The 11,052-nt window shown below is 49.7% G+C and carries 8 protein-coding genes and 2 tRNA genes; 6 read left to right on the top strand and 4 right to left on the bottom strand.

Features of this window, described 5'->3' with window-relative positions; translation table 11 throughout:
• The first annotated feature begins 11 nt into the window (after positions 1 to 11).
• The 3 genes from pbpC (at position 12) to xerA (ending at position 3,956) form a co-directional block, all read left to right on the top strand.
• Positions 12 to 2,312: a penicillin-binding protein 1C gene (gene pbpC / locus ACFSW8_RS04395; RefSeq protein WP_377090271.1), complete on the top strand. Its 2,301-nt coding sequence runs from the start codon at positions 12 to 14 to the stop codon at positions 2,310 to 2,312.
• A 300-nt stretch (positions 2,313 to 2,612) separates the two neighbouring features.
• A complete protein-coding gene (locus ACFSW8_RS04390) occupies positions 2,613 to 3,044 on the top strand; it encodes a Fur family transcriptional regulator (RefSeq protein ID WP_377177556.1) in 432 nt (143 codons plus the stop codon).
• 9 nt (positions 3,045 to 3,053) lie between these two features.
• Positions 3,054 to 3,956, top strand: a complete 903-nt coding sequence (gene xerA / locus ACFSW8_RS04385; RefSeq protein WP_377090268.1) for a site-specific tyrosine recombinase/integron integrase — start codon at positions 3,054 to 3,056, stop codon at positions 3,954 to 3,956.
• A gap of 14 nt (positions 3,957 to 3,970) precedes the next feature.
• Here the strand turns inward: xerA and ACFSW8_RS04380 are convergent, their stop codons facing one another.
• Positions 3,971 to 4,972 (bottom strand): histone deacetylase family protein, encoded by a 1,002-nt coding sequence (locus tag ACFSW8_RS04380; RefSeq protein ID WP_377090267.1) that lies wholly within the window; start codon positions 4,970 to 4,972, stop codon positions 3,971 to 3,973.
• A gap of 77 nt (positions 4,973 to 5,049) precedes the next feature.
• Here ACFSW8_RS04380 and ACFSW8_RS04375 point away from each other — a divergent pair, with 77 nt between their 5' ends.
• Positions 5,050 to 5,559 (top strand): hypothetical protein, encoded by a 510-nt coding sequence (locus tag ACFSW8_RS04375; protein ID WP_377090266.1) that lies wholly within the window; start codon positions 5,050 to 5,052, stop codon positions 5,557 to 5,559.
• A gap of 50 nt (positions 5,560 to 5,609) precedes the next feature.
• Positions 5,610 to 6,620, top strand: coding sequence for a class I SAM-dependent methyltransferase (locus ACFSW8_RS04370; protein ID WP_377090265.1), 1,011 nt, complete (start codon positions 5,610 to 5,612; stop codon positions 6,618 to 6,620).
• 83 nt (positions 6,621 to 6,703) lie between these two features.
• Here ACFSW8_RS04370 and ACFSW8_RS04365 read toward each other — a convergent pair.
• Positions 6,704 to 6,777, bottom strand: a tRNA-Arg gene (locus ACFSW8_RS04365).
• A gap of 50 nt (positions 6,778 to 6,827) precedes the next feature.
• Positions 6,828 to 6,901: transfer RNA gene (locus tag ACFSW8_RS04360), tRNA-Arg, on the bottom strand.
• Between the two features lie 290 nt (positions 6,902 to 7,191).
• Here ACFSW8_RS04360 and ACFSW8_RS04355 point away from each other — a divergent pair.
• Complete coding sequence (locus ACFSW8_RS04355; RefSeq protein WP_377090262.1) at positions 7,192 to 8,799, top strand: ABC-F family ATP-binding cassette domain-containing protein; 1,608 nt, start codon at positions 7,192 to 7,194, stop codon at positions 8,797 to 8,799.
• A gap of 78 nt (positions 8,800 to 8,877) precedes the next feature.
• On the opposite strand, the gene uvrB is transcribed toward ACFSW8_RS04355, so the two are convergent.
• A complete protein-coding gene (gene uvrB / locus ACFSW8_RS04350; RefSeq protein ID WP_377090261.1) occupies positions 8,878 to 11,049 on the bottom strand; it encodes an excinuclease ABC subunit UvrB in 2,172 nt (723 codons plus the stop codon).
• Positions 11,050 to 11,052 lie beyond the last annotated feature (3 nt).

Genomic DNA, 11,052 nt, shown 5'->3' with positions numbered 1-11,052 from the left:
AACCCACCCGCATGATCCCATTACACCAACACCTCGGAAGGTCAAAAATCCGCCAGCTCTCCCGAACTTGGCGACTTACCTTCCGCGTGTTGGCTATCTTCGCTTTCCTTAGCCTCATTGCTTGGTACCTCGTACCGCTCGCTTTCCCACTTAATCATGCCGCGATGCAGGGACCACCCCCATCTATCCTTATCCTTGATAGACAGGGAAAGCCACTCCATCAGCTCGCTCGTAGCGACCACTACCAGGCCCAAACCTCCGAGCTAGAAGGCATCCCCCAAACCCTGATCGATGCGACCCTAGCAGCCGAAGATAAACGCTTCTACCAACATTCCGGCATCGACCCGCTAGCCAACCTACGAGCCATCAAAGACTCTATTGAAGCCGGACGCTTCGTAAGTGGCGCCTCCACCATCTCCCAGCAAACTATCAAACTCACGTCTGGCTCACCTAGCAGAACTCTTAAAAATAAAATGGTCGAAGCCTTGAGCGCACGCCACCTAGAAATGACCTATGACAAGGACACCATCCTTGCTGCCTATTTTAACCACCTCGACTACGGGAACCACTGCCAAGGGCCTCGCCAATCGGCCCTCCATTACTTCGACAAAAGCCTCGAGGACTTATCCCTAGCCCAGACCGCTCTTCTCGCGGGACTCCCACAAGCCCCGTCAAGACACAACCCAAGACGGAATCCTAATAATGCAAAAAAGCGACGTGATTGGGTCCTCGATCGCATGCAGCAGGTATTTGACTACCCTGATGAACGAATAGCCCGCGCTAAAGCGGAACCCATTCATCTAGTACCCATCCGTCCTGAACGCCCTCCCCATCATCTCAGCCAGCTCATCCTTCCCTCACGCCAAATCGGCTCTCACACGATCACCTCGAGTATTGATGCCACACTCCAGAGTTTCTGCGAGACCCTTCTATCAGATGAACTCGCTAAACTTAAACCATACAACGCCCATAATGGCGCTATTGTCATCATTGACAACAAAACCAGAGAAGTCAGAGCCATCGTAGGCACCGCTGATTTCAACTCTCAAAAAGCAGGACAACTTAACGCAGCTCTAACTCCTCGTTCTCCAGGTTCAGCCCTTAAACCCTTCACCTATCTCCTTGCGATCGATAAAATCGGCTATGAACCCTCAACCATCCTTGCCGATATCCCCACCCAGTATGCCGGCGTCAGAGGGCCTGAAGCATTTGTGAACTATTCTAGAGACTATCAAGGCCCCGTGTGCCTGCAACACGCTCTGGGTAACTCCCTAAACACCCCCGCTGTGCGGGCATTGAATTCCCTCGGTGGTGCCAAACCCATGCTCACTTTGCTCAAGTCACTGGGCATTTCAACACTCACCCAATCCCACCACCATTATGGATTGGGCCTCACCCTCGGGAGTGGAGAAGTCACTCTCATCGAACTCACCAATGCCTACGCCACCCTCGCCAACCTCGGCGTCCACCAAAATTACCAATTCACCCCACATACACACCCTAACAAGCAAACGCGAATTGCCAGCCCCAATGCCTGCTTCCTCATCAATAGCATCTTGGCTAACAACCTTGCCCGCTCAGCTAACTTTGGCGCCAACTCTTCTCTCCGACTCCCCTTCAACTGCGCAGTAAAAACTGGGACATCCACTGACTTTAGAGATAATTTCTGTATCGGATTCACTGCCTCATTCACTGTAGGTGTCTGGATAGGCAACCTCGACAACACCCCAATGAAAGGAGTCTCAGGAGTCACTGGAGCAGGCCCCATCTTCCACCACTGCATGCTCAAACTCCATGAAAACGAGCGAGATCACTGGTTTTCTAAACCCGACATAATCACCCAAGTCACAACCGACCCTCACACCGGCAAGATCCTTCACCCAAACCACCCGCGCTACAAACACGCTGTCACAACCTACGCCCTTCAAACTCCTACACACGCCTCCCCAGAAGATTACACCAATGACGGTAAAGTATTACTCGATGACCGCTTCACCGAGTGGCTCACTCAATCACCCGACAATCGATTTGTAGCAAGCAAGACGCGCAGCACTGACCTCCACCTGCGCATCCTCTCACCTGCTCGAGATGCCACCTACCTGCTCGACCCGGACCTCCCCAACCAAGGGGGATATCTCAGCTTGATTTCCAATGCCCCAGAGAGAACCCGCTGGGAATGCCACACGCTCGATATTGAAAATACCCCGCACCACCCCACATTGATTCTTGAAGAGGGCTCACATGAAGTCACAGCCATACACACTGGCACGGGCAAAAGCTCAACAGTGCGCTTCACGGTTAGGCAACTCTAGGCGGTGTGGACAATTTGATTTGCTGGTCGATGGGAGATGCTTTACTGACTGGCAAGGCGGTGATTTAGGATCCCCGCTCCTAGGCATGACTGAAGAGAAACGCTGGCTTAGAAACAAGGTTCTCGCTCCTACCTTTCTTTCCTGTAGCGCAATGTATCATGCCCCCCAAAAAATAGCATTTGTCAGTTTTGAAGTGCGATTGCACATAAGCCCTGCATACTTAATCAATAATGCCATTTCACCCTCTCCCCCCTTTGCTAGGGCTTGCATATTTCCATGCTCCATAGCACATTCTTTGTGATGACACATTCCACAGCCAGCATCATTGAACAATGTCGAGCATCAGGCTTACGCCGAACCAAAGCACTAGAGCTTCTCGTCGACACATTGTTAGCGACCCCCCGCCCCATGACTTTGGCTGAACTCTCTGAACATGATAATCTCAACACTCAATGTGACAGAGCTACTGTCTTCCGCTTACTACAGCGCCTAACGGACAAAGGCATCGTCCGCCGACTTGGCCTGCACGAGCGGGCAGCCTACTTCACCCTACTCCTTGAAGGACGACACCAAGACTTCTTGATCTGCTCAGAATGCGGAAAAATTGAAGCTATCAAAGCTCCCTGCCCAGTGCATGCACTGGAAAAAGAAATTGCCGAATCCACAGGATTCTCCGGGCTCTACCATGAATTAGAATTCTTCGGCACCTGCCCAGATTGCGCTTCCAAATAGCACCCCCATATGACCAAAGACGATCAGCTCGCCGACGCATTCATCCAATTCCAACGCGTCGAAAAATCGGCATCTGATCGCACCCTCAGAAACTATTCCCAAGCATTGCACGCCTTCCAAAGCTTTATGGAGGAGTCGACTTTCCCCGGCTGGCTAGAATGCGAACTCGAGGACTTTAGAAGCTACCTCTACCATTGCATGCAGAGTGACATGGCCCGCTCTACCATCCGATTGAAGTTCTCAGCCCTGCGTTCCTTCTACAAATACCTAGTTCACCGACAAGGGCTCGCAAAATCCCCATTGGTCGAACTCCAATTACCAAAACAAGAACGCAAACTCCCCACAGTACTCAACCAATCACAGATCATCGAGCTCCTCGAGGCTCCCCTCCACGCTGAACTTTCTAAACAAGCTCCTGAGTGGCTTCCTCTCCGTGACACAGCCATCCTCGAACTCTTCTATTCCACCGGACTGAGACTCTCGGAATTAGCTGCCCTGAAAGTCGATGACCTCGACCACACCCAAGGCATCGCTCGCGTCTTGGGAAAAGGGGCAAAAGAGCGCATGGTTCCAATCGGCAGCTACGCACTCAACGCCGTCCAGAAATACCGCCAAGCCGCATCCGTCCACGAAGGCCCACTTTTTATCAATAAAAGCCGCAGACAAATCTCTACCACCTCGATTGGCACCATGCTAAAAAAATACCTCAGCATGACAAATATCCCAATTCACATCACCCCTCACAAATTGCGCCATTCCTTCGCTACCCATCTACTCGATAACGGTGCTGACCTCCGATCTGTTCAAGAACTCCTAGGACACGCCTCGCTTTCAACCACCCAAATCTACACCCATGTCAGCACCAAGCGCATGAAAGAAGCATACGATAAAGCACACCCAAGAGCGAAATAGCGCTCACCTATCTGCTATCGCATCAAGTTCTTAATGCTCTCTAACTGAGCCTTCCACGCTCCCTTGGAATAACCTCCAGCCAAAGTCATAACATACGGGACATTGTGTTGCTTACAATACGCGTAAATCATCGCATCACGCTTTGCGATCCCCGCAGCGGTCATTCCTCCATTCGCTAAAGGATCACCAGCCAAGGCATCACAACCCGCTACGTGAAATACAATATCAGGCTTCGCCTCAGAAAATATCTTAGGCAATTCCTTCCTTAACACCTCACAAAATGCCTCATCACTCACACCTTCAGGCACGATAACATCTCTATCACCCTCTGGCTTGTGCAGCGGATAAAGATGCCTCTCGTGCATTGAAAAAGTATAGCAGCTATCGTCATCCCCCAAACAAACAACGCTGCCATTTCCGTGGTGAATATCCGTATCCACAATCAAGGCCCTAACTACAACCCCCTCAGCCTGTAGTTTTCTAATCGCAATTGGAACATCCGCAATCAAACAAAACCCCTCACCGTGACCAGGCATCGCATGGTGGTACCCACCACCCAAGTTAATCGCTGCACCATGCTCTACCGCTAATCTGCCCGCCTTCACTGTACCTCCAGAAGCTATCATGAAAGGCTCCACAACCTGACGCCGAATGTCCACACCTGGAACCTTAGCCAAAATTGGCGCCTCCAGATAGCCAGCAACCAAGCGCTTATCACCTAAATCCTCTAAATACGCTTCCGTATGAATTAATAATAAATCCTCTCTCCCTAACATCTCAGCCTGATGAACCATGGATCGATCAAGAAACCCGTCCCTCACCAAGCCATTATAAATCTTGTCATATTTCTTAATATCAAAAGGATGCAAGCGCTCAAATCCAAATAGATCAATGCTCGACCTCTCCGAATACACCACCGGTATTGGGTTTTGTGCCACCTCCGCTCGCCGCTGGTTTTGACAACTCATTTGCCCTAACATAAGTAGCCCTAAACTAAAGAAAAGACCTTTGCGCATCCAAAGATAGCAACATACCCTAGACTCTGACAAAAATTGATCCTATCGATGCTATCATTTAAAATTTCAATTTTCCCATGAAACCAAAGCTTCTCATCTTCGTCACCTTTGCAAGCCTCATACTAGCGACCCTCTTCTGGTGGTTCTCCTCAGCGCAAGTGCTCAAAAGGCGCACTACTGAACTGCTTGAATGTGTCGAAATGGAAAAAGGAACCGGACGCATTGAGCGCGCCTACAAAGCAGAAAAGCTCCGTGACCTCATTGATGACACCATCACAATCAGCTACCCAACGATGAGTGATGCATTCTCCCACACCTATGCAACAAACGAACCTATCACCCTCCCCGAACAACGCGCCAAAACAGCTCTGCTCTACCTCACCGAGACTGCCGACTGGATTTCTGTGAACAACCAAACCATCCAAGTCGTCAACCACAATAAAACTACCGCCAAAGTACGCGCACATTTCGATCTGAGCACAAAGCTAAAAAACCGCAGCCAATCAGATGTCTCGCTGGAAGCCACATTACACTTCGCCCGCGTAAAAAACCGTTGGTTACTCCGTGAAGCTTCCTTTACACAGTAGTCCGCAAATTCACTGGACTTAGCACATCGACTCATTAAGGATCCGCCCCAATGTCTAGCGCCAACAAACTCTGCACCAGTGCCCTCAACCACTACTTTGAGTTAGCACCACCACCGAGCGGAAAAACCCTCATACTCCAGGGTACGCCGGGCAAATGGAACCACGACCATCCCGACCTCACAGCAGTCAACTACCTCGCTAACGAACACAAACTTTGGGCGCAACAAGGGATGACCTCCCACCCCAACACCAAAGAAAATTTCGACACCATCGTCCACTTTGCGACAAAAAATGCCACTGAAAACCTCGTCCAACTAGGTACCTATTCCCAACTTCTCAATCAAGGCGGTCGCTGGATCAGCGTAGTCCCCAACCGCATGGGCGCCTCTCGCCTCAAAAAAGACATTCTTAAACTCTTCCCCGAATCTGAAAACTCGAGCAAATCTAAATGCCGCATATTCGATGCCTCCTGCGCACCAGACACAGCACTCGCACGAAAATGGGCCAGCCTCGCAAAACCCAAAGCCATCAAGGGCACTTCCTTGCTAACCACCCCCGGCGTATTTTCTGCTGACAAACTCGATACAGGATCTCAGCTCCTTGCCAGAATCCTCGAGAAAGAATCCTTCTTCGGCTCTGGCGCCGACCTTGGCTCAGCCTACGGTTACCTCAGTAAAACCATCCTCGACACCCCAAGAAACCGCATCCGAGAACTCGTCCTCTACGAACTCGACTCCCGCGCCCTCGATTGTGCCAAACGCAACCTGCAAGATCACCAAAATACCGAATTCATCTGGGCCGACGTCACAGCGGGCGTCCACCACTGTCGCCAATTCGATTGGGTCGTCATGAACCCACCATTCCACGAAGCCCAAGACCAAAGCTTCGAACTCGGTAAAACATTCATTCGTGAAGCCGCACGCATCCTAAAGCCCGGTGGCTCACTCTACCTCGTCGCAAACCTTCACCTCCCCTACGAGGAACTTATACGCACTACTTTCCGCTCTCACCGCACCTTAGTCGAAGACAAAGGCTTTAAGTGTATCTTCGCACGCGCCTAATCCCCACCAGCTCCCCCAGCCAACCTCCTTATAAAAACAAAAAAGCGAAGCCCATTGGCTTCGCCTATTTTCATTCCAGAAAATACACCCGAAGGGAGTCGAACCCCTAACCTTCTGATTCGTAGTCAGATGCTCTATCCAATTGAGCTACGGGTGCTTTTTCTGAATACCGCAACTGTTTGTGTAACTCCTCTGCAAGAGAGAAAATACACCCGAAGGGAGTCGAACCCCTAACCTTCTGATTCGTAGTCAGATGCTCTATCCAATTGAGCTACGGGTGCTTTTGAAACACGTGGTGTTGCGCTGCGGGCGGAGAAAACCACAATACCCCACATCCGTCAAGGAAACGCTGCACTTTTTTTGTAAGCATATCCTAATAATTCAACACAAGCTATTAGATGAGAATCAACTAGAACAAATGAAAAAAATCACGCTCTCGCCCGCCACATGTAACAACCACTAGAAAGTCTACGCATTCCTTAGACCTAACGACCTCATCTCACGAAGATTTTGCCATCAAGTCTCTAATTTTGAGTTGTAAATCAGTGTAATTCACGGCAAGTCTCCCACCATGTTAACGATCCGCAACCTCACTAAGACAATTGGTGGGAGAACTCTTTTCGAAGAAGCTAAAATGACCATCAACTGGGGCGAACGCGTCGCTCTTGTTGGTCCCAACGGCGCAGGCAAATCCACACTCTTCCGTATCATTCTCGGCCAAGACGAACCAGATGCAGGGGAAGCTGATATCGATGAATACGCCATCACTGGCTATCTCGCCCAGGAAGCTGGCGACCCAGGTGAGGAAACCGTGCTCGAACTCGCCATCGGTATCACCCCAGAAATGGCTCACGCCATCAAAACCATGCGTGAACTCGAAGCCGCAGGCAAAACCGATGACCCTGCATTCGCCGAAGCTCAAGACACCTTCGACGCCAATAACGGCTACTCACTTGAACCTAAAGCCAAAAAAATCCTCGCAGGCCTCGGCTTCAAACCAGAACAAATCGATCAACCAGCAAGCTCCTTCTCTGGTGGTTGGATTATGCGTGCCAACCTCGCCCGCCTCCTCGTCCAAGAGCCTGACCTCCTCATGCTCGATGAGCCCACCAACCACTTGGACCTCATCTCACTTATCTGGCTCCAACGCTACCTCCAGAATTACCCAGGTGCCCTCCTCGTGATTTCTCACGACCGCGACTTCATGGATGAAATCATCGAAACCGTCTACGAAATCGATGAACAAAAATTCATCTCCTACACAGGTAACTACTCGACCTACGAAAAAGAACGCGAAAAGCGCTACGACCAAAAAGTCCAAAAGTACCGCAACCAACAAAAGGAAATCGAACGCATCCAAGAATTTGTAGATAAATTCCGCAACGTCGGATCAAAAGCTTCTCAAGTCAATGAGCGTATGAAGATGATCCAGAAACTTAAAGGTGAGTTGGTCAAACCCATCGCACCACGTAAAGTTTTCCGCTTCAACATCCCAGATCCACCACGCTCTAACCAAATCCTCGCGGAACTCAAGAAAGTCCACAAAGCATACGGCGACAAAATCATCTACGACAAAACCGACTTCATCGTCGAACGTGGTGACCGTATCGCCCTCGTCGGCCCCAACGGTGCTGGTAAATCTACATTGATGAAAATCATCGCAGGCTTCGAAGATGTCCAGGAAGGTGATGTCGAAATTGGCTACGCTACTAAAATTGGCTACTTCTCTCAGCACCGTGCTCTCACCCTCAATGAGTCTAACACCGTGCTCGACGAAGTCTTGGCGTCCAACCCAGAACTTCGCGAAGATGAAGCTCGCTCCATTCTCGGCTCCTTCCTCTTCCGTAAAAATGATGTCCTCAAGCGTGTGCGCGTACTCTCTGGTGGCGAGAAATCCCGCCTGAACCTCGTTAAATTCCTCGTCGATCCGCCTAACTTACTGCTGATGGATGAGCCTACCACTCACCTTGACCTCCTCTCCATCGAGGCTCTAGTTCAAGCACTGCGCTCCTATAAGGGCACACTCCTCTTCATCTCTCACGATGTCCACTTCATCCGTAACCTCGCGGAAACCACCGTACACGTCAATAATGGCACACTCACAAAGTACAGTGGTGGATACGATTACTTCCTTGAGAAGTCCGGCCTCAACGATGATAGATCAGCCGTGACATCCTAAGCGCTCACAACCTAACATTCATCCTCTCTAAAGCGCGACACGCCACCGGGCTGTCGCGCTTTTTCTGTCTTTCACAGATCAAATATCCCGGTAGTCCACCTTCTGTTTCTTACCTTGAGCTTCACTACGCTCTTTTTCGCGCCGCTGAAGCTCTTCTATCTGATCCCGCAAATGCGCCGCTCTCTCAAATTCTAACTTGCCAGCAGCCTCACGCATTTCCTCTTCAAGCTCAGAAATAACTTCCATGGCATTGTATGTCACCTCATCTTCAGCAACCCTAATCTGAGCTTCACCACCACTATTCTCTTCAGAGTACTGCTGCAAACTTTGCTGCACAGAACGAACCACACTCCTAGGCTCAATGCCATGCTTCTCATTGTAGGCAATCTGCATCTCCCTGCGGTACTGTGTGATATCGAGCAGTTGCTGGATAGAGTCAGTAACCGTATCGCAAAATAGTACACACTCACCATGAACGTGCCTTGCAGCCCTGCCCGCTGTCTGCACCAAACTGGTCTCGTTTCTCAAGAACCCTTCCTTATCTGCATCTAAGATACATACCAATGAAACTTCAGGTAAATCCAACCCCTCCCTCAACAAGTTGATTCCTATCAAAATATCAAACTCCGCAGCCCTCAATGCTCGTAAAATCTCTACCCGCTCAATCGCATCAATGTCAGCGTGTAAATAGCGCGCCTTTAACCCCACCTTTTCTAAATAATCCGCCAAATCTTCAGCAGTCTTCTTAGTCAAGGTCGTCACCAATACACGCTCATGATTCTTAATGCGTTCATGACACAATTCTATCGTCTTGTCGATTTGCCCCTCCAAGGGTAGCAAGGTCAAGACTGGATCTAACAAACCTGTCGGTCGAATAATCTGCTCAGCGATTAATGTCGCTCCACGTTTAGCCACCTCAAATTCTTCCAAAGGCTCAGATGACGGACTTGGATGGATCTGCTTCCGAATCTTTTTGATAGCCTGATTCGCTGACATATCCCCCTTACTCCATGGAATAAACTTCTTATTCTCAGGCCTAGAATTAATCATTTCGAAGGGACCAGGTGTGGCCGAAACATACACCCGCTGATGCGTCATTTCCATAAACTCATTAAATCGTAATGGCCTATTATCCAACGCACTCGGCAAACGAAAACCGTGGTTCACCAGCATCGTTTTCCGACTCTTATCCCCTTCAAACATCCCACCCACTTGCGGGATTGTCGCATGACTCTCATCTACTAACAAAAGGTAATCCTCTGGGAAAAAGTCTAATAAAGTATATGGCCTCGCCCCCTTCTCTCTTCCCGTGATGTGCCGAGAATAATTCTCAATCCCCTGACAGAACCCCATCTCTTGCATCATCTCGATATCATACTCCGTCCGCATCCTAATACGCTGAGCCTCGATTAATTTCCCTTCTGCCTCAAATGCAGTAATCGTTTCCTTCATCTCCTTGCGAATCGCCTTGATCGCCTCCTTCATCTTTGGCCCCGATGACACGAATTGCTTGGCCGGGAAGAACAAATAATGCTCCATGTCACCACGCTTGCTCCCACTGGTGGCCGTCACTTCAGAAATACGATCAACTTCATCACCAAAAAACTCCACCCTGATCGCGGTATCCTCTAGGTAGGCTGGACGAATCTCTACCACATCACCTCGCACCCGAAAATGACCACGCTGAAATGCGATGTCATTGCGCTCAAACAACAACTCAACCAACTTCGCTAAAAACTCATCCCTCCCGATCTCCATCCCCACACTCACTGGCAACATCATCTCTTTGTAGTCATCGGGAGATCCTAAACCATAGATACAACTCACAGATGCTATCACGATCACATCCTCACGCGTGATCAAACTTCCCATCGTACTGAGTCGCAGTCGCTCGATCTCATCATTCACCGCCGAGTCTTTTTCAATATAGGTGTCAGATGCCGGTATGTACGCCTCTGGTTGGTAGTAATCGAAGTAACTAACAAAATATTCTACCGCATTATTGGGAAAGAAGGTCTTAAATTCCGAATAAAGCTGAGCCGCCAATGTCTTGTTATGACTCATTATCAAAGTCGGTTTATTCACCTCCTTGATGATATTGGCCATCGTGAAGGTCTTTCCTGAACCTGTCACCCCAAGCACAGATTGGTGACCATTGCCCGCTTGCAATGACTTCACCATCTTAGCTATCGCCTGCCCCTGATCCCCCTGTGGACTAAAATCACTCGCTAGTTCAAACATCGCACTCATCCC

The organism is Rubritalea tangerina (assembly GCF_042683245.1).
Lineage (GTDB): Bacteria > Verrucomicrobiota > Verrucomicrobiia > Verrucomicrobiales > Akkermansiaceae > Rubritalea > Rubritalea tangerina.
This window is presented reverse-complemented; position numbering and strand designations above follow the sequence as displayed.

What these genes read in the sequence shown, in the direction of transcription:
- pbpC (WP_377090271.1), top strand. Translation starts at nt 12, where the DNA reads ATGATCCCATTACACCAACACCTCGGAAGGTCAAAAATCCGCCAGCTC.
- ACFSW8_RS04390 (WP_377177556.1), top strand. Translation starts at nt 2,613, where the DNA reads ATGACACATTCCACAGCCAGCATCATTGAACAATGTCGAGCATCAGGC.
- xerA (WP_377090268.1), top strand. Translation starts at nt 3,054, where the DNA reads ATGACCAAAGACGATCAGCTCGCCGACGCATTCATCCAATTCCAACGC.
- ACFSW8_RS04380 (WP_377090267.1), bottom strand. Translation starts at nt 4,972, where the DNA reads ATGCGCAAAGGTCTTTTCTTTAGTTTAGGGCTACTTATGTTAGGGCAA.
- ACFSW8_RS04375 (WP_377090266.1), top strand. Translation starts at nt 5,050, where the DNA reads ATGAAACCAAAGCTTCTCATCTTCGTCACCTTTGCAAGCCTCATACTA.
- ACFSW8_RS04370 (WP_377090265.1), top strand. Translation starts at nt 5,610, where the DNA reads ATGTCTAGCGCCAACAAACTCTGCACCAGTGCCCTCAACCACTACTTT.
- ACFSW8_RS04355 (WP_377090262.1), top strand. Translation starts at nt 7,192, where the DNA reads ATGTTAACGATCCGCAACCTCACTAAGACAATTGGTGGGAGAACTCTT.
- uvrB (WP_377090261.1), bottom strand. Translation starts at nt 11,049, where the DNA reads ATGAGTGCGATGTTTGAACTAGCGAGTGATTTTAGTCCACAGGGGGAT.